This is a genomic window from Elusimicrobiota bacterium, assembly GCA_041660185.1.
In the GTDB taxonomy this organism is placed as follows: domain Bacteria; phylum Elusimicrobiota; class Elusimicrobia; order 2-01-FULL-59-12; family 2-01-FULL-59-12; genus JBAZWU01.
On the sequence record JBAZWU010000014.1, the window covers coordinates 1 to 18,845 of the forward strand.

The following is an 18,845-nucleotide window of genomic DNA, read 5'->3' on the forward strand; positions in this document are numbered from 1 at the left end:
CGCCGGATCAATTTAAAGCCTACGCCGCGATCTTCCAGAACCATCAGCGCTTCCGGTACCCTGCTTTCAAGTACGTCTACCTGGGGTTCAACCTGCGTCTTCCTCTCTTTCAGGACCTCCGGGTCCGGCAAGCGCTGTCTTATGCGATTGACCGCGACAGCATCGTCAAAGGAATCGTCCTGGGGCTTGGCCAGCCCCTGTCCGGCCCTTTCCCTGTGACCTCCTGGGCTTACGACCACAGCGTCCCCGACCCGTCTTACTCGCTGGGAAAAGCCCGGGCCCTTCTGGCGGAAGCCGGATGGAAACCGGATTCGCGCGGCCAGCTCACGAAGGATGGAAAACCGTTTACGTTTACATTAATGACCAACCAGGGGAACAAGGTCCGCGAGTTGTGCTCGGAAGTCATTCAGCAGCAGTTAGCGAAAATCGGGATCAAAATGGAGATTCGAATTATCGAGTGGTCCACGTTCATCCGGGAGTATCTCGACAAGAAGAATTTTGATGCCATCGTTATGGGCTGGCAGTTGGGGCGTGATCCGGACAACTACGCGATGTGGCATTCGTCCCAGCAGAAGGAAGGGCAGTACAACTTCTGCAGTTATTCAAATCCCCTGGTGGACCGGCTGCTGGTCGATGGACGGCAGACCTTCGATCCCGTCAAACGCGAAGCTATTTACCACCACATCCATCGTCAAATTGCCAAGGATCTGCCTTATATTTTCCTGTACTGTCCCGACGAGTTGATCGCCATTCATAAGCGGTTCCAGGGCCCCCTAGTCGCCCCGCTCGGGCTGGCTTGGAATTTCCGGGAGTGGTTCGTTCCGAAGAACGAACAACGATATCCGACGGTGCTTGCGCCATGATGGCCTATATCGTCAAGCGGCTGATCCACATGATCCCGACCTTGATCGGGATCTCCCTGATCAGTTTCTTCCTCATGCAGTTGGCTCCGGGCGGTCCCGTGGACCAAATGGCGGATCTGAACCCGCACGTCACGCCGGAGATGAAAACCCGCATCCGTCACGATATGGGGCTGGACCGGCCGATCGTGATCCAATACGCGGTCTGGCTGGGGCGTCTGGCCCGGTTTGATTTCGGGAAGTCGTACAGTGATCAGCGCCCTGTCTTAAAGAAAATCGCCGAACGGTTACCGGCAACGGTCCTGCTGAACGTCCTGGCGCTTAGCCTGATGCTGCTGATCGCCATCCCGATCGGTTTCTTTTCCGCTATCCGGGCCAATACCTGGCTGGATAAAGCCATGACCGTTTTTGTTTTTATCGGGTTTTCACTGCCCGCTTACGCCCTGGCGCTCGGTTTAATGATCCTCTTCGGTTTGAAACTGGGCTGGTTGCCCATCTCTGGACTGGCCACGATTACCTTCGTGCCGACGTCGCTCTGGATCCGTTGTGCCGATGTGGCCCTGCACCTGATCCTGCCGGTTTTCGTATTGGCGTTGACCAGCCTGGCGGGGCTGTCCCGGTATATGCGCAGCAGTATGCTGGAAGTCATCCATCAGGATTACATTCGGGCGGCGCAGGCCAAGGGATTGACGTTCTGGAGGGTCTTCGGGGTTCATGCGGCCCGCAACGCCATGATCCCTCTATTGACTCTCTTCGGCCTCATGGTGCCGGATCTGATCGGCGGCGGCGTGATCATCGAGACCATCTTCGCCTACCCGGGCATGGGCCGGCTAGGGTATGAGGCGATCATGACGCGGGACTATAACCTCATCATGGCGATCACCGTTATTTCGGCGCTGCTGACGGTCCTTGGAAATTTCATGGCGGATGTCCTGTATGCTTATGCGGACCCGAGGATCCGTTATCGGTGACAATTATTTCGTCATCCCCCACGGCCACTGGTGGGGGATCCAGAGAGCCATTATGAGTGGATTCCCCGCCAGAGACTGCGGGGAATGACGAATTGAGGAAGCTATGCTGAAAATCTATCTCGAGCGTTTTAAGCAGAACCGGCTGGCGATGGCGGGTTTCAGCGTCATCGCGCTCCTGGCGCTTCTGGCGCTCCTGGCGCCATGGATTCGGCCGGTGGATCCTTTTGCGCAGGATCTTATGGCCCGGCTTCAGGGGCCGTCGTGGGCGCACTGGATGGGAACGGATGATCTGGGGCGGGATGTCTTCTCCCGGCTGCTGCTCGGGACACGGATTTCGTTATCGGTTGGATTTGTGGCGGTCGGGATTTCCGTGTTTGTGGGAACGCTGTTGGGGCTTACGGCGGGGTTCCTGGGAGGCAAAGTGGACACGCTGATCATGCGCGTGGTCGATGTGATGCTTTCGATCCCCACACTGTTTCTAATTCTGGCTGTTCTGGCTTTTCTGGGACCCAACATCTACAACGTCATGGCCATCATCGGGCTGACGTCCTGGCCGGGGTTAACGCGTCTGGTTCGTGGAGAGTGCCTGTCGGTCAGGGAGCGGGAGTACATTCACGCCGCCCACCTGCTGGGGATGCCGATGGGACGGCTGTTATTCGTGCATCTGTTGCCGAACGTGGTGGCGCCGATCCTCGTCAGCGCCACGCTCGGTGTCGGCGGAGCGGTGTTGACCGAGTCGGCCTTGTCCTTTCTGGGGTTAGGGGTGCAGCCTCCGATGCCGTCGTGGGGAAATGTGCTCAGCATCGGCCGCGATTATCTGCACATCGCCTGGTGGCTCTCGTTGTTCCCGTCTCTGGCGATCCTGGTCACGGTTCTGGCGTTTAACCTGTTGGGAGAAGGGCTTCGAGACGTTCTGGACCCGAGGACTTAAGCATGCTGACCATTGAACACGTAAGCGTGACGTATCAACGCCGGGGTCAAATGATCCCAGCGGTGAGGGATGTCTCCTTGTCCGTTCAACCGGGAGAAGCGGTGGGGGTAGTGGGGGAATCCGGCAGCGGCAAAAGCACTCTGGCCCTGGCGATTTTACGGCTGATTCGGCCGAATGAAGGACGCATTACGCAGGGCCGGATCTTTTTCCAGGGACAGGATCTGCTGACGCTTCCTGAAGAGACGATGCGGCGTGTTCGCGGGAGACAAATCGCCATGATTTTTCAGGATCCCTTCACATCCCTGAATCCGGTGCTGCGCATTCATGAGCAGATGGCGGAAGTGCTCCGGGCACACGGGGAAGCGTGTACCGCCTCGCTTCTGGCGGAGTCTCTTGAAAAAGTCCAGCTCGATCCGGGGCGCGTTTTGGCCGCCTATCCACATCAGCTTTCCGGGGGCCAGCGTCAGCGGGTGATGATCGCCTCGGCCCTGTTGGGGCGTCCGCAGCTGCTTTTAGCGGATGAGCCAACCACCGCGCTGGATGTGTTGGTTCAAAAAGAGATCCTGGAATTACTCTTTTCGCTGCAGCGGGCCACTGGCATCGGTCTTGTTTTCATCTCCCATCACCTGGCGCTCGTGGCTTCCTATTCCCAGCGGATGATCGTGATGAAAGAGGGGGAAATTGTGGAAGAGGGGCCGTCTCAAATCTTGTTCCAGCGGCCTGGCCATCCGTACACCAAGTCTCTTGTGCAGGCGGTGCCTCGGATGCCAGTCTAGGAACTCCCTCGCCCGCCTTTGGCGGGAGAGGGTGGGGGTGAAGGCAGAAGGCTGTGCCCTCATCCCCGCCTTCTCCCGGCACGATGGCCGGGAGAAGGGATTGTAAATGGTGTGGCATATTATTCGAACGGAGTCTTTATTGATATATTTAGCTCAATGCCTCTCTTAGAAGTTCGTCATCTTTCCAAAACGTTTCCGGTCGAAGGCGGAGTTTTCCGCCGGCGGGTGGGGTCTGTCCAGGCGCTGCAGGATGTCTCTTTTCAGATCGAACCAGGGGAAACATTAGCCTTGGTGGGGGGGTCGGGCTGCGGGAAGTCGACTTTAGCCAAAATCCTGGTGGGATGGCTTAGCCCGGATGCCGGAACCCTGTTATGGAACGGTCAGCTTCTCGATACCCAAAGCCGGCGTCAACGGGCGCATCTGATGCAGATGATTTTTCAGGACCCCTATGCATCCTTGAACCCGAAGCTTTCGATCGAAACCCAGTTGGCGGAGGCGGTTCGTCTGACGGAACCGGATTTGGCCGCCGCGGGGATTCACCGCCGCTGCATCGAACTGCTGGAAGCGGTCCGTCTCCCCGGCGATACGTTGAATCATTATCCATTCCAGTTTTCCGGCGGACAGCGGCAGCGGATCGCGATTGCCCGCGCGCTGGCGATGCGTCCGACGCTACTTATTGCGGATGAGCCGCTATCCGCCCTGGATGTGTCGGTCCAGGCGCAAATCCTGGATCTTTTCCGGAACCTCAAGGAAGCATTGGGTTTGACCATGCTTTTTATTACCCATGATCTGGCGGTCGCCGCCAACAGCGCCGACCGTATCGTGGTTCTGCAGGAGGGGCGGTTGGTCGAAGAAGGCGTTCTTCGTGATGTGCTTCGCCAGCCCCGTCACACCTATACGCAGGCCTTACTCAAGGCCGTTCCCTCGTTCCCATGCTGACGCTGTCCGAACTGCTGGAGCGACAGGCACACCGAAGACCCAAAGCAACGGTTTTGTCTTTGAAAAACCATCACACCACTTATGGGGAGCTTCAATCGCAGGTGGAGAAATGGGCTTCGGTGCTGCATTCGCGAGGAATTCGGGCCGGAGATGCGTATGGAATTATTCTGCGCAACTCGCCGGAGTTCGTGATCACGTTTTTTGCATTGGCGCGCCTCGGTGCCCGCGCGGTTCCCGTTAATTTCCTGCTCAAGCCGGATGAGATCGCTTACATTTTTGCCGATGCCGGCGTGGTCGGAGTTGTAACGCAGCCCTCATTCCTGCCGAACGTGCTGGTGGCTCAGAAACAACTCCCCGGGCTGCGCGATGTCGTCGTTACCGGGGAGGGTGGCGAGGGAGGGGTGTCTTTCAATCAGTTGCAGGAAGCGGTTAAGCCCGTTCAGGATTTACCTAAGAATACCGATCCGAACGCCATCGCCATGATTATCTACACCTCCGGCACAACCGGCAAACCCAAGGGTGCCATGCTGAGTCACCGCAATTTCCTGGTGAATGTCGAACAATGTGCCGGGATGGTGCGTTTGTATCAAAAAGACGTGTTTTTGTGCCTTTTGCCGATGTTTCATTCCTTTGCCTGGACCGTCTGCGTTCTGCTCCCTATTTCTCTGGGATGTTGCATCGTCGTGGTCGAGTCCATCCAGCCTTTTGGCAACACGGTGAAACGAATCCTGCGCCATCGGGTGACCATTTTAGTCGCTGTTCCGCCGATTTATGCCGCTCTGCTGCGCGTTCCTTTTTGGCGTCCTTTGAAGATTATCCTTCCGCTGCGTCTGTGCATTTCCGGAGCCGCTCCCCTTCCGATGACGGTGCATCAGAAATTTGAAGCGAAATTTGGCATCCCCTTGCTGGAAGGCTATGGTTTAACCGAGACCAGCCCTGTCGTGACGATTAATCCGGAGGACCAGCGTTTCCCGGGTTCGGTGGGCAGACCCCTTCCGGGAGTGGAGATCCATATCGTGGATGAGAGGGGGCAAACCGTTCCTGCAGGTGAAGTCGGGGAGATCTGCGTTCGGGGCGAGAATGTGATGAAAGGGTATTATCATCAAGACGAGGCCACACGCGAGGCGTTTCTCGATGACGCGCATCAATGGCTTCGCACAGGGGATGTCGGATACCTGGATTCGTCAGGATATCTCTACATCTCGGATCGCAAGAAGGATTTGATTATCGTGAAAGGATTAAACGTCTATCCCAAGGAAGTGGAAGATCTCCTTTTAACCCATCCGGCCGTTCAGGAAGCGGCGGTGGTGGGTTTCCGGCATGGCACAGGAGATGAGTGGATCAAAGCGTTTGTGACGTTGAAAGACGGGGGTCCCGTCGACAAACATGTCCTGCTGAAATATTGCCGTTCGAAACTGGCGTCTTACAAGTGCCCTCGTGATCTGGAAATCCGGCCCGAGCTCCCTAAGAATACCCTTGGAAAAGTGTTGAAGCGTGCGCTTCGTGCCGAGAATCCTTAGAAATAGATTCTTGTACAGTCGTCATCCTCGGCGGTCACTGGCCGGGGATCCATCATTGATGTTAGATCCCCCGCCAACGACCGCGGGGGATGACGGAGAAAAATGAATCCTCTGCTCTTTCAAGCGCTTCAATCGGTTTCCCGTCGCGGGAATCGTTCTCTTTTCCTGGTGGGAGGGCCGCCGCGCGATCTCCTTCTGAACCTTCCTTGTCATGACTGGGACCTCGTTGGATCCAAGGCCCGTTCCGCCGCCCAGGCGTTGGCCCGCCGGTTAAAGGCCCGGTTTATCGTTCTGGACGAGGCGTTTCAGATTTACCGGGTCGTGTGGCGTTCCTCTGAAGATGCACGGCCGATCATTATCGATTTTGCCGAGCTTCAAGGTGGATCCATCGAGAAAGACCTTGCCCGCCGCGATTTTACGATCAATGCGATGGCTCTTCCGATTTCTTCTTTTGGGAAAGTCCCGTTGGAGGAGCATCTCATCGATCCTTTTGGGGGACAGCGTGATTTGAAACACCGCGTCCTGCGGGCGGTGTCCAAAAAGGCTTTTAAGGAAGACCCTTTGCGGCTTCTGCGGGCGTTCCGGTTCAGCGCTCAGTTTAATCTCTCCATCGCACCCGAAACTGCGCGCTGGATAAAAACGTTTTGCAAGCCAATTCAGGCCCGATACCTGGGTGTGGCGCCGGAACGTGTTCGAGAGGAACTGCTCAGGCTGCTGAGCCAGCGGATAGCCGGAGCGACATTGAGGGTCATGGAACGGTATGGGCTGTTACGAAACCTGTTCCCTGAAATGGAGCCCGGCCGACGGACCGCGGTGCGTTATTATGGCTCCGGGGGAGTTTTAAAACACGCGCTACAAACCGTGTCTCATCTTGATTGGATTCTCGATCAGATCCAGGCACAACGGTTCACCCGTCTCTTCAAAACGCCTGAGGTTTCAGCAGGGGTACAGACCTATTTAGCGGAATCCATCGGCGGATTCCCACGCAGCGCTTGGTTGAAACTCGCGGGATTCCTGCATGACATCGGAAAGCCTGCTACGGCCCGGATGAAGAACGGAAGGCTCCGCTTTTTTGGTCATGAGGAAGTCGGGGCCGCACTGGCTCGAAAAGTGATGGAAGGTTTGCGGACCAGTCGCCAGGAAGTCCAGGTGGTCCGCGGATGGATCCGGAACCATATGCGGCTCGGCAATCTCGCCGCTTCCCCGCGAGTGACGGATAAAGCCATCGCGCGGTTTTTCAGGGATTTGAACGGGGAAGGGGTGGGAATGATATTGGTTTCCCTAGCCGATCATTACGGTTACTTGGCGCGGCCCCGGTGGGGGAAAGCCAAAGATCCGGTGGAACGACTGGCGGCGTACCTGTGGCAATCGTATTTTATGCAGCGAGAAAAGCTTCAACCGCCTCGTCTGATTGACGGGACGATTCTGATGCGCCGTCTCCGTCTGAAGCCGGGTCCACTCATCGGAAGGTTGTTGGAGGAAATCCAGGACGCCCAATTGGAGGGGAAAGTTCACACGGTTCAGGAGGCCGTGGCCTTCGCGAAAAAACGCTTACCACATCTTCGTACCCTCACCCCTCGCCCCTCTCCCTCAACAAGGAGAGGGGAATAATACCTGTATCGTCAGTCGTTTTGCTTAAGTGCCCTCTCCCTGCTGAGGGAGACCACGGGGCTTCCGCAATTTCTTATAGCGCCCCGAGTCCCGTGTCGTTGCGGGAGGGTAGGGTGAGGGTAAAAGCGTTACTGGAGGAGGGCCTGGATCTTGGCCCAGGCGCGGTCCCAATCGATCGGTTTGAGGATATAGGCCTGGGCTCCTACCGAAAATCCTCTTTCGACATCTCCCATCTTATCCTTTGCCGTCAACAAGGCCAGCGGAATCATCTGGGTGGCTTTGTTATCTCTCAGACTTTGTAAAAGCGTAAATCCGTCGATTCCCGGCATGGAAATATCCGAAAGGACCAGATCCGGTTTCCGGGTCTCCGCCAAGTGGTGAGCTTCTGCGGGATCCTCGGTACAGATGACATTCAACCCCTTCATCTTTAGGAATTTTTCTACCGCCAGAAGGATGAAAGGGTCGTCATCGACTACAAGGACGGTTTTAGCCATGGAAATCGTTGGAACCTATGTCCCTAACAACGGGGCGAGTTTCGGCCAGGCGGTGTCCCACTCAATTGGTTTTAAGAGATACGCTTGGGCACCGGAGGCGAACCCTTGCTCAACGTCTGCCATTTTATCACTTGCGGTTAAGAGAACAACCGGGATTTGGCTGGTGTTTGAATTGTCGCGCAGTTCTTTGAGAAGGGTAAAGCCATCAATCGCAGGCATGGCGATGTCCGAGATGATCAAATCGGGATGTTCTTTTTCAGCTAAAACATAGGCGGTTTCCGGATCGGTTGTCGAAAGAATGCGAAACCCTTTTCCTTTCAAATGTCTTGAAAGGATGTCCAGAATAAAGGGATCGTCATCTACGATCAGGATGGTTTTGGGTGGCATGCTGGAGGGTACCCGAAATCAAGCCGGATTGCAAGCCAAAAACACAAAAATCACAACAAATTATATCCATTGAACAATGCGAAAACTTGGTCTAAAATCAACGGGTATGGACAATTCGGTGCTTCCAAAAATCACCAAGGTCCTCATTGTTGAGGATGAGCCGACTCAAATGCAACTCACACGCCGGGCGCTCGAGAGCCACGGAACATTTGAGCTGTCCTTTGCTCAAAACGCCCAGGAAGCTTTCCAGCGCTTATCTGTAGAGGTTCCGGATATCGTTCTGATGGATCTGGGCCTGCCGGATTGCGATGGGCTGGATGTGACCCGGCGGTTGAAGGAAAATGAACGCACTCGGTGGCTTCCGGTGATCATCCTGACCGGCCGTTCGACGGTGGTCGACAAGATCACCGGCCTGGAGGTGGGCGCGGACGATTATTTGACGAAACCCTTTGATCCGGGGGAACTCGTGGCGCGGGTGCGCGCGGTTTTGCGACGGAAGCAGTCCCTGGGACCGGTGACCGATTTTGATCAGGGCGGGTTTAAAATCAGCGCTGACCGTCGGCAAGTCTGGCTGAATGGGAATGCCGTTCCCATGACACCGAAAGAATTCGATCTGCTTCTCATGATGGTCAATAAACGAGGGGCGGTGATCACTCGCGAGGAGATTGGCCAGGTGATTTGGGGGAAATCCGCAGAGGAATCCGCCCGGACGCTGGATACCCACATCTGGAGGCTTCGCAGTAAATTGGGAGAATTCGCGGATCGGATTGAAACAGTCGGGAAAAACGGCTATCGATTCAATTCAGGGGCTTAATCGTTTTTCGGCGGTAGAGTCTGTTGGGTTAAATAACTTTCAATCGTACGGACCGTTCGCTCGCAGCCTTTCTGAGCCATCTCCAGCATTTCGCGTACTTCACCCCCCACGTGGCCGCACATCCCGCCTAAAAGCACCCCAATCGAGCCTTGAACAGCCGTCAATGGCGTGCGCAGTTTCTGGTTGATGTCTGGAAGGAATTGGGACATCCATTCGTAAAGCCGCCAATGGGCGGAGAGGACGGCGCATAGAGCGCCAGCGCTGCGCAGCTCTCTTTCCCGTGAAAGGACTTCGGTTCCTTTTTTAAAGGGACCGAGGACCAGCAGTCCCAGGACCCTCGATTCACCGGAGACAGGAACCAGAACATATTTTTGATCTTTGCGACTCCCGATCTTCAGCAAACGGCTTAACGGGTCACCGGGGCTTCCGGTCTTTTCAATCACTTTGTCTTCTTGTATGCAGGTGGAAATAGGATGTTTCTTGCCGTCGAACCGGATCGACGCTTGCTTGACGCGAGGGATTCCATCTCCCGCCCGCATTCGTAAAGCACCGTCGTCATTCAAAAGGAATAGGCAGGTCGGGATTTTCCAGGACGTGCGAACCATCCGAAGGGTCGCGATGAGGATATTTTCAAAGCCGGGGTTTGATCGTTCCATAGTATTTTTTATCCTCCCAGGGATATCCCCAACGGGGCTAGAATCGTATTGATCTGCTGGATCAGCGTCATGGGATCAAAAGGCTTGGCTAGGTACCCCGTGGCGCCCAGCGCCAGAGCCTGCTGAATTTCGGCCGGGACCGAGCGCGCGGTTAAAAAGATCACCGGAATGTCCCGGGTCGTTTTGTCGGATTTTAAAATTTTGCAGATATCATAGCCGCTCATTTCGGGCAGCATGACATCCAATAAAATGAGATCGGGTTGGACCTCTTTGACCCGGGGGATGACTTGGTCGCCTTGGAACGTAATCGAAACGTCGCACTTTCCCAGGCGCGTTAACACCATGCGCAAAATGACTTGAATATCGGGGTCGTCTTCTGCCACGAGGACTTTCATCGTCGACCTCATCAGCCCACCAGGCTCGACAACTGAAAGGTGGGGAGCATCAGGCCGGCGATGACAAAGCCGACAATAACGGCCATGACCACAATCATCAACGGTTCCATGACGGTCAGGAGATCCTGGATGGCAGAGGAGACTTCGGTGTCGTAGTAGTCCGCCATTTTATTGAGCACTTCAGGGATCGAACCGGTTTTTTCACCGGTGGAGACCATGTTGGCCACCAGGACGGGGAAATACTTGCTGCGGTAAAGAACGGGCGAAATCCCATTTCCCTGTTGGACGCTGGAAAAAATTTCGTCTACGACTTTTTCAATGGTGCGATTTTCAACGACTTGCCGGGAGACGCTGATCGCTTGAAGCGCCATCACCCCGTTGGCCACTAGACTCGCCAGCGTTCGAATAAAGCGGGTAATAATCCCGAGCGTGATCAAACGGCCAAATAAGGGAAGGCCGAGGATCTGTCTGTCGTAAATCGCTCGAAAATGTTCGTTGTGTTCACGAAACCGCTTCAAGTAAAAGAAGACCCCAACGACGATAAACGGTGTCAGAAATCCCCCTTTGCATGTAAAGTTGCTGGCGGCAATCAGCAGCCGTGTGGGGAAGGGAAGAGGGACTCCCATCTCAATGAAGACCTTCGCAAAGGTCGGGACGACAAAGGTCATCATGCCGATAATGATCAGGGTCGCTACGCCGGCGATAAAAGCGGGATACACCATGGCGGACTTGATCTTGGAGCGAAGTTCGATTTCTTTTTCCAGAAATTCGGCCGCACGGTTCAGGGCTTCCGGCATAAAGCCGCCCGCTTCTCCCGCCGCGGTCATGCTGACAAAAACCGGTTTAAAAACGGTCGGATGGTTGGACAAGGCATCGGAAAATTTTTTCCCCGAGAGCACATCTTCGAGCACCCGGCGCAAGACCCAGGCCATTCGCGGGTTCCGGGCATTGGCTGCCAGGCTTTGCAACGCTTCAACAAAGGACATCCCGGCGTTGATGCTGATGGAAATTTGGCGGGTAAAAATGACCAGTTCTTTTAACGCGACTTTCCCTCGGGGGGTCACCAGCGGGCCTGCGTTTTTAGCTCTGTTCAAGAGATGTGAAAACGAATTGGAAATCGATTCGGAGGGACGATGAACGGCGGGGCTTCGTCCTTGTGTTCGAGGATCCGCCGTCGCTGGGGGGGGGGTGTTTTCGGATTCGCAGGAGACCAGAAAAAGATTTTTGGATCGAAGCCGTTTCGATAACTCGGTTTTATTGACCGCTTCCAGTGTTCCTCGGACCGACTCCCCCGTGGGGCCGGTGGCCACATAGCTAAATTTCGGCATTTAGTCCTCCATCGTACAGACCCGCATCATTTCTTCCGCCGACGTAAGGCCTGCAAAAACAGCGCGAGCTCCCTCTTCAAAGAGGGTCCGCATCCCCTGGGCGCGCGCGGCTGTCTTAATTTCTTCCAGTGAGGTTTTAGGGTCCGCCGCCATTTCGCGCAGGGATTGGCTCATCCAGAAAATCTCAAAAAGTCCTTGCCGGCCCTTGTAGCCGGACTGGTTGCAGGCCTGACAACCCTTGGCCTGAAACAGTGTTGTGGGGCCGCCGGGTTCGGCTGCCTTCACGAGCTTCTCCATCATGGACGGCGGCGGATCGAACGGTTCCTTGCAGTTCGGACACAACACACGGATCAGACGTTGAGCAATCACCAGAAGGACGGAAGCACTGATTAAAAAGGGTTCGACCCGCATGTATCGTAGCCGGGTAATGGCGCTGGAGGCATCATTCGTGTGAAGGGTCGACAGCACGAGGTGGCCGGTCAGGGCGGCTTGAATGGCGATTTCCGCTGTTTCCAGGTCGCGGATTTCTCCCACCATGATCACGTCCGGATCTTGTCTCAAAATGGATCGTAACCCTTTGGCAAACGTCAGCCCGGATTTGATATTCACTTGGACCTGATTAATTCCGGGCAGCTGGTATTCCACCGGGTCTTCGAGCGTCACGATATTGCGTTCAGAGGAATTCAAGAGCGTCAATCCGGTGTAAAGCGTCGTTGATTTTCCGCTCCCTGTCGGCCCGGTCACCAGAATAATCCCATTCGGGTGTTCCATGGCCCCTTTGAAAAGGGATTCGGAGCGTTGATTGAATCCCAGTTTGATCAGCTCAAATTGCATGGTGCCTTTGTCGAGAATACGGATCACCGTTTTCTCGCCATGAATCGTGGGCAGCGTTGAAATACGGAGGTCGATCGGACGATCAACGACTTCCGTTAAAACGCGGCCATCCTGGGGTTGCCGGACTTCGGTAATGTCCAGATTGGCCATGACTTTGATGCGGGAAATGACGGCCGCTTCGAACTCTTTCGGCATGGTCATGATGGGATGAAGGACGCCGTCAATCCGAAAACGGACTTCGGTATGGTCCACCGACGGTTCAATATGAATATCGCTGGCTTTCTTCTCAATGGCCTGCAGGAAGATCGCGTCCACGAGTTGGACGATGGGCATGTCTTCGCTGCTTCGCTGGATGTCCCGCTGGATGACGTCCATTTGGGACATCTTCTGCTCCGGCAAGCGTTGCCGGAGGTCATCCATGATCTTGTTGAAATTCGCTTCCGGCGGTCTTCGCGCCGGCGTGGCCGGCGCCGGCCGGGGTGTTTTGCTGTAGTTGCTTTCCGGCTGCTTCCGCGAAGCTGCGGCGGGCCACGCGGGTTTCGTGGTGTTGGGGCTCGTCGGTTTTTTCGAACCCGGCGGCGCCGTTCGGCCCGGCGCCGAGAAAGACGTAGGCGGGGGCATCGACGACGGCGAATATTCAATCACCAGACCCGAATTGGGAGACGTGGCCGGTGGTTCGGGGGGGGGCTGCGTCATCGGGCGGATGGAACTTTCAAACCCGCCGTAAAGCTTGTTGATGGTGTCGAAAATGGTCGAGCGCATGCAGACGACTGGATCAATCCGGCCGCCGGTGGTCCTGGCCAGCGTATCGATCACAAACACATCTGTTGGATTGACCATCGCTACCGTGGCGACGCCGTCAATTTTGAAGAGGGGAACCACCTGAAGCCGGCGAGCCAACTCTTCGGGAATGATATTGGCGGATTCGCCCGTATAGAGTCCTTCCAGACTCGTAAAATACGGCACCTTGATCTTGATGCCGATCCCCTTCATGATTTTTTCTTCAGTGGTGAACTTTAAATCGATCAACCGTTTGGGCAGGTCTTTTTCGGACCCTTTGGCCGCGGTCAGGGCCTGATTGAGTTGGGCCTGTGAAATCACGCCGACCTCGACGAGAATTTCACCGAGTTTTGACGGCGTCATATTCGGAACAGGATTGGGGGCGCTCATGCGGCAGACCCTCCCTTGCCGTCTGACGGGTTCCCCTGCGCGTCGCCGCAGGACGTGTTTAAATTGTCAAGAAAGTCTTTAATCCGGCTTCCCAGTTCCACGGGTTCAAAGGGTTTGATGATGTAATCAATGGCCCCGGCGTCCATTGCGGCACGAATGTGTCCCTGCGCTTCCTTACCTGAAACAACGATGACGGGAATGAATTGGCAGGATTCGATTTGTTTGATTTCTCGAAGAACGCTCAACCCGTCTTTGTCGGGGAGCATCAAATCCAGCAAGATCAGGGTTGGTTTTTCGCGTTGAGCGATCTGAAGGGCTTCCACGCCGCTGGCGGTGGTGAAAATGGTCTGAATGCCCTGCTGGTGCAGCAGAAACTGGAAGATCCGAACCATCGCCGGATCGTCTTCGCAAACGAGAACAGTTCCTTTTGGGTTCACGATCATGGCGTCCCCACCTAGTCCTGAAAAATTAGAGCCAGACGCTCAATTTTATCGCAGATGGATCGTTTGACACGGTCATCCGCCGAAAGCGTGTGTTTTTCAAGTCGCTGCATAATTTGTTCCAAGGCCTTGCTGATCTGCGAGACATTGTGGTACCCGTAGGTCCGACCGGAACCTCGAAGCTGGTGAGACATACGCCTCAGTTCCTGCCGCGCCGTCCCCCCTGCTGAAATTTCGTTCCATCGGCGGCAGGTGTCTCGCATGGCTTCGATCATCCGCCGAGCATCCTCTTTATAGAGATCCAAAAGTTCGCTCATGTCCAATGCGGGTTCTGACACGCTAAACTCCTTCATAATGCGAGCATTCTTGACCTATGTAACAGAAGATCTCGTTTGAAGCAACCTTTTTTATAAACGTGCCAGTCTTCATTTTTTAATTAACGGGGCCTGAACCCGCGAAAGCGCTTCATTAATTTGATCGACAATTTTAAACGGGTCAAATGGTTTCACGATATAACCGGCCGCTCCCAGGGCCATCGCGCGGGCCACCGCCGCGGGTTGGGGTTGTGCGGTTAAAAAGATAACAGGGATATGGCGAGTTTCTTCGTTGGCTTTGGCCCGTCTGCAAATCTCGAAACCGTCGATGCCCGGCAACATTAAATCCAACATGATAATGTCGGGTTTGTGTTCCAGGATGCGCGCGATCCCTTCGTTCCCGTCAGAAGCCACCAGAACCTGGCAGTGGGCTATTTTCGTCAGCACCAACTCCAGCACCATCTGAATAGAACGATCGTCTTCAACAACCAGTATTTTCAATCCCCCTCCAATTCGGTTCAAGTTTAAGCGTCCGGTGTAACGGGCGAGTTATTGCGGTGTAAATTAATTGTAAAAAGGTCTTAAAAATCAGCTCGAAATTAACGGGTCATCTTTTCCTTTGTGCGGCGGGCTATAACGTCGCGTTCATTTTTATTTTGCTAGCGGCCAGGAATATGCTGAAATGTATAACCATTTTTTAGGAGATTCTTATGCGCTACCCTATTTTCGCGACGCTGACTTTGGTTGTAGTCCCTGCCTGGTTGTGGGCTGGCGATATCCAGCGCCCCCTCACCCGCGCCGATGCCGCCCCCAGCCAGGATTCCCTGACGCTGGCCTTTCCCGGCGTCAAAGGGCCCGTTCCCTACCTGAAATTTGGAAAATTTGAAAACCTGGGCACGCCCCGTTACCGTTATCTCATCACCGATTTCAAGAAACTGGCCAGTGTTGTTGGGGAGGGGATTTATCCCAACACCAGTGCGCTGCAGGACCCACGCTACAAGACGCTCTTGCAGGAAGGCCGCCTGAAAGGAAATCATTGGAATTTTGTCGATACCCCCAATGCGGCACTCAATTTTTATAAATGGGTCTCTACGGCTGAAGATCCCGGGGTGAAACAATTCTATACGTCCATTATGCTGGAACGCCTCGGGTTGACCGAGGAGGCGATTAAAGGGTATTACGCGGTGGCCGTTCATTTCCCGAAAACCATTTCCTACACGTATTTCAACACCCCCTGGTACGTCGGCTGCGCCTCGTTGGACCGGCTGGAACAGCTTCTGCGACGCCATCCCCAGTTCGACATGCGCTGGACCGGCGGCGGGGTCACCGTCCAGAATAAATTTGATACGTTGACCTCCAATGACAAGTTCAGCGCCGATCCAGGTCAGCTGGTGCCGGTCCGGAAGTGGAAAGACCCCTCGGTAAAGAATATTTCCAAACTGGCGGTGATCAAAACCGTGGGCGGTCCGCGGACCCAGTTGAGACAATATGCCAACCATCACTGGCAGTTTTTCGTCGACGGGAAACCGTTTGTCATTCGGGGGATCACCTATTCCCTTACGCCGGTGGGGCTTAGCCCAGACTTCGGGACCTGGGATGTGTCGAAGGATTGGCAGTTGATTGACACCAACCATAACGGTCTAAATGATGGTTTCTTTGAGTCCTATATCGATAAAAATGGAAACGGCCAGCAGGACCTGGACGAACCCGCGATCGGGGATGCCCAGCTGCTGAAAGATATGGGCGTGAACACCTTGCGTATTTACCACCATATCTACGACAAGGAACTTTTCCGCCGTCTTCACCGGGAATACGGGTTCTATTTCTTGTGCGGCGACCTCCTTGGAGGCTATTCGGTGGGCAGTGGGGCCTCCTGGAAAGAGGGAACCGACTACCGGAACCCCACGCAGCAGCAAACCATGCTCAACGGGGTTCGGCAGATGGTGGAGGAATACAAGGACGAACCCTATATTCTGATGTGGGTGATTGGGAATGAAAATGTCTACGGCGTCGCAAACAACGCCAAGAAGGATCCCGAGGCCTTTTTCGAACTGGTGGACCGTGCTGCCGAACTGATCCATCAGTTGGATCCCACCCGTCCCGTCGCCGTGGCGAACGGGGACATTCTGTTCATGGATATTATGAGAGCCAAATGCCCCCATGTTGATGTCATTGGAGCGAATGTTTACCGCGGAGAACAGGGCTTCGGCCGGAATCTCTTCCGGGATATCCAGAATTTGTTCGATAGGCCGGCTCTTGTCACGGAATACGGCGCGCCTGCCTATGGTGGAGGATTCTCCCAGGCCGAAGCAGAAGCCTACCAGGCGATGTACCTTGGCAACAGCTGGGAAGATCTCGAAGCGCATATGGCGGGCTATGGCGTCGGCAATGCGCTGGGGGGCGTCCTGTTTGAATTCGTCGACGAATGGTGGAAAGCCTGGGGTGATCTGCCCTTAAGAGTCAAGAAGGAAAAAGCAGCGTGGTATGATTCCCGCGCCGCGGGTTATAAAGACCTGCGGCCGGAGAACCATGACCCCCTTCCCCAGTTCGGCGGCCCGTTCCTGGACGGCTGGAGCTATGAAGAATGGTTCGGCATCGTCAGCCTGGGAAATGGCCAAGGCAGTCCCTTCGCGCGCACCCTTCGACCGGCCTATTTCACTTTGAAGGAGATGTGGAATCCTTCCTCCAAATGATCGTGCGCCTTCTTGTTGACAATCAAACAAATCATATGCTTTGATGCGGTCTCCTCGAGCCAGGTTTGCCGTCCGTGTGCAGAGGAAATCTCCGGGTTTATTAACAACTGGGATATCAAAGGAACCCTATGAGCGGATCAACGGCCGTTGAAATTACCCCCCAGGATCGAGTTCCCGTTTCCCAAAAAGTGATCTATGGTGTTGGGTCTCTCGCCAACAATCTGCTGGCGGCTGCCATCGGCTGCATGACCATCGTTCTCAACCTTGGCTTGAAGATGGATCCTGCCAAAATCGGATTGATCATGGCTTTCTCCAAACTGACCGATGCCTGTATCGATCCGGTCATGGGATATATTTCCGACCACTCCTCTTTCAAATGGGGTAGACGCCGGCCTTTCATTTTTGTCGGGGCGCTTTTGGCTGGCACCATCTTCGCGATGATGTGGCAGCTGCCATCCGGCCACAGCCAGAATTTCTATTTTTGGTTCTTTCTGATTGGCACCAATATTTTTTATATGGCTTATACCATCTACGCCGCGCCGTTCATCGGGTTGGGTTATGAGATGACGGCGGATTATCATGAGCGCACACGGATTCAGGCTTACGCCAATGTCATTGGACAGATCGCTTGGATGCTGATCCCCTGGTTCTGGTACATCATGAGTAACAAAGACTATTTCCCGGACAGCGTGACGGGCGCACGCAAGTTGGCGATCGGGGTGGGCGGCACTGTCGCAATCCTGGGAATACTCCCAGCTTTCTTCTGCAAGGAGCCTTTCTATAAGATCGCCGTAAAGGAGGAATCCAAAGACACAAACACATCCTGCAGACTTGTGGAAGGGCTGCTGCATCATGCGACCAGCTTTTTTACGGGTGTCTGGGTCGCCCTGAAGAACGTTCGTTTCTTGAAGCTGGTCTTCGCCACCTTCCTGGTTTTCAACGGATTCCAGATCGTTGCAGGACTGAGTTCTTACACGATCATTTACTACCTATTCGCGGGAGACCAAAACTTCGGAGGTAAGTACATGGGGTGGTTTGGAACGTTTTCCTCCATCTGTACGTTCTGCCTCATCCCGGTTGTTGCATGGGCAGCGACCCGAATTGGAAAAAAGAAGGCATTTATCATATCCACGGTTCTCGCCATCTTGGGCTATGCCATCAAGTGGCCGTGCTATGTCCCCGGGTCCTCCCAGGCAGTAGTCACCGTATCTATCCCGTTAATTTTTACGCACTGGGATCTGACATTTGCGAAAGGAGCCGTGAACTGGATTTTCCTTTCAGCGCCTCTCATAAGTTTTGGTTTTGCTGGACTCTTTACAACCGTCTGCTCCATGATTGCGGATGTTTGTGATCAGGATGAACTGGAGAACGGTCATCGACGTGAGGCGACGTTCGGAGCCATTTACTGGTGGATGGTGAAGCTCGGCATGGCTCTGGCGCTGGCTATTTCAGGCTATCTGCTGAACTTCACCGGATTTAATGTGGAGTTTGGCAGCCAACAAACCCCTTCAACGCTGCTCCTTCTCCGGGTATTCGAGATCGGCGTTACGATTATTGCCTACATCCTGGCTATTGTTGTGATGTCGACTTACGACCTGACACAGGAAAGAGCCTGCGAAATTCGCCGGGAGCTGGAGAAACGACGCGGCAAAACAGCCAGCGTTGCCTGACCGATCTACGGTCCCCGCCATTCTGTCTTCCTGAAGGGCCCC

19 protein-coding genes are annotated in these 18,845 nt (G+C 54.7%); 10 read left to right on the forward strand and 9 right to left on the reverse strand.

Annotated features, from left to right (window positions below):
- The 7 genes from WC859_09600 to WC859_09630 all read left to right on the forward strand — a co-directional run.
- Positions 1-863: ABC transporter substrate-binding protein (locus WC859_09600; GenBank protein MFA5976399.1), on the forward strand; the 863-nt coding region annotated here is incomplete at its 5' end.
- Entirely contained in the window at positions 860-1,831 is a 972-nt protein-coding gene (locus tag WC859_09605; GenBank protein ID MFA5976400.1) for an ABC transporter permease, read from the forward strand. The genes WC859_09600 and WC859_09605, both read left to right, overlap by 4 nt.
- Positions 1,832-1,934: 103 nt before the next feature.
- Entirely contained in the window at positions 1,935-2,762 is an 828-nt protein-coding gene (locus WC859_09610) for an ABC transporter permease (protein MFA5976401.1), read from the forward strand.
- 2 nt (positions 2,763-2,764) lie between these two features.
- Positions 2,765-3,538 (forward strand): ABC transporter ATP-binding protein, encoded by a 774-nt coding sequence (locus tag WC859_09615; protein ID MFA5976402.1) that lies wholly within the window; start codon positions 2,765-2,767, stop codon positions 3,536-3,538.
- A 156-nt stretch (positions 3,539-3,694) separates the two neighbouring features.
- Positions 3,695-4,477 (forward strand): ATP-binding cassette domain-containing protein, encoded by a 783-nt coding sequence (locus WC859_09620; protein MFA5976403.1) that lies wholly within the window; start codon positions 3,695-3,697, stop codon positions 4,475-4,477.
- Positions 4,471-5,997: a long-chain fatty acid--CoA ligase gene (locus WC859_09625; protein ID MFA5976404.1), complete on the forward strand. Its 1,527-nt coding sequence runs from the start codon at positions 4,471-4,473 to the stop codon at positions 5,995-5,997. Before WC859_09620 ends, WC859_09625 begins: the two co-directional genes overlap by 7 nt.
- Positions 5,998-6,099: 102 nt before the next feature.
- Positions 6,100-7,608: an HDIG domain-containing metalloprotein gene (locus tag WC859_09630; protein ID MFA5976405.1), complete on the forward strand. Its 1,509-nt coding sequence runs from the start codon at positions 6,100-6,102 to the stop codon at positions 7,606-7,608.
- Positions 7,609-7,736: 128 nt separating this feature from the next.
- Here the strand turns inward: WC859_09630 and WC859_09635 are convergent, their stop codons facing one another.
- Positions 7,737-8,102 (reverse strand): response regulator, encoded by a 366-nt coding sequence (locus WC859_09635; protein MFA5976406.1) that lies wholly within the window; start codon positions 8,100-8,102, stop codon positions 7,737-7,739.
- Positions 8,103-8,117: 15 nt separating this feature from the next.
- On the reverse strand, positions 8,118-8,489 hold the full coding sequence (locus WC859_09640) for a response regulator (GenBank protein ID MFA5976407.1): 372 nt from the start codon (positions 8,487-8,489) through the stop codon (positions 8,118-8,120).
- A 106-nt stretch (positions 8,490-8,595) separates the two neighbouring features.
- Between WC859_09640 and WC859_09645 the strand changes: the two genes are divergently transcribed.
- Positions 8,596-9,303 (forward strand): response regulator transcription factor, encoded by a 708-nt coding sequence (locus WC859_09645; GenBank protein MFA5976408.1) that lies wholly within the window; start codon positions 8,596-8,598, stop codon positions 9,301-9,303.
- On the opposite strand, the gene WC859_09650 is transcribed toward WC859_09645, so the two are convergent.
- From WC859_09650 to WC859_09680, 7 genes are all read right to left on the reverse strand, one after another.
- Entirely contained in the window at positions 9,300-9,959 is a 660-nt protein-coding gene (locus WC859_09650; GenBank protein MFA5976409.1) for a histidine kinase dimerization/phospho-acceptor domain-containing protein, read from the reverse strand. The two genes, WC859_09645 and WC859_09650, sit on opposite strands and share 4 nt — an antisense overlap.
- Before the next feature lie 8 nt (positions 9,960-9,967).
- Positions 9,968-10,354 carry a response regulator gene (locus WC859_09655; protein ID MFA5976410.1) on the reverse strand — a complete coding sequence of 129 codons (387 nt, stop codon included), beginning with the start codon at positions 10,352-10,354 and terminating at the stop codon, positions 9,968-9,970.
- An 11-nt stretch (positions 10,355-10,365) separates the two neighbouring features.
- Positions 10,366-11,682: a type II secretion system F family protein gene (locus tag WC859_09660; GenBank protein MFA5976411.1), complete on the reverse strand. Its 1,317-nt coding sequence runs from the start codon at positions 11,680-11,682 to the stop codon at positions 10,366-10,368.
- Positions 11,683-13,686, reverse strand: a complete 2,004-nt coding sequence (locus tag WC859_09665; GenBank protein ID MFA5976412.1) for a type II/IV secretion system protein — start codon at positions 13,684-13,686, stop codon at positions 11,683-11,685.
- The gene (locus tag WC859_09670; protein MFA5976413.1) at positions 13,683-14,129 is read right to left on the reverse strand and encodes a response regulator; all 447 of its coding nucleotides are present in this window, start codon (positions 14,127-14,129) and stop codon (positions 13,683-13,685) included. Before WC859_09670 ends, WC859_09665 begins: the two co-directional genes overlap by 4 nt.
- A gap of 11 nt (positions 14,130-14,140) precedes the next feature.
- Positions 14,141-14,464 carry an Hpt domain-containing protein gene (locus WC859_09675; protein ID MFA5976414.1) on the reverse strand — a complete coding sequence of 108 codons (324 nt, stop codon included), beginning with the start codon at positions 14,462-14,464 and terminating at the stop codon, positions 14,141-14,143.
- A gap of 87 nt (positions 14,465-14,551) precedes the next feature.
- Positions 14,552-14,941 carry a response regulator gene (locus WC859_09680; protein ID MFA5976415.1) on the reverse strand — a complete coding sequence of 130 codons (390 nt, stop codon included), beginning with the start codon at positions 14,939-14,941 and terminating at the stop codon, positions 14,552-14,554.
- A 209-nt stretch (positions 14,942-15,150) separates the two neighbouring features.
- Here WC859_09680 and WC859_09685 point away from each other — a divergent pair, with 209 nt between their 5' ends.
- Both WC859_09685 and WC859_09690 read left to right on the forward strand, forming a co-directional pair.
- Entirely contained in the window at positions 15,151-17,133 is a 1,983-nt protein-coding gene (locus tag WC859_09685) for a glycoside hydrolase family 2 TIM barrel-domain containing protein (protein ID MFA5976416.1), read from the forward strand.
- 128 nt (positions 17,134-17,261) lie between these two features.
- A complete protein-coding gene (locus WC859_09690) occupies positions 17,262-18,803 on the forward strand; it encodes an MFS transporter (protein ID MFA5976417.1) in 1,542 nt (513 codons plus the stop codon).
- Positions 18,804-18,845: the final 42 nt, after the last annotated feature.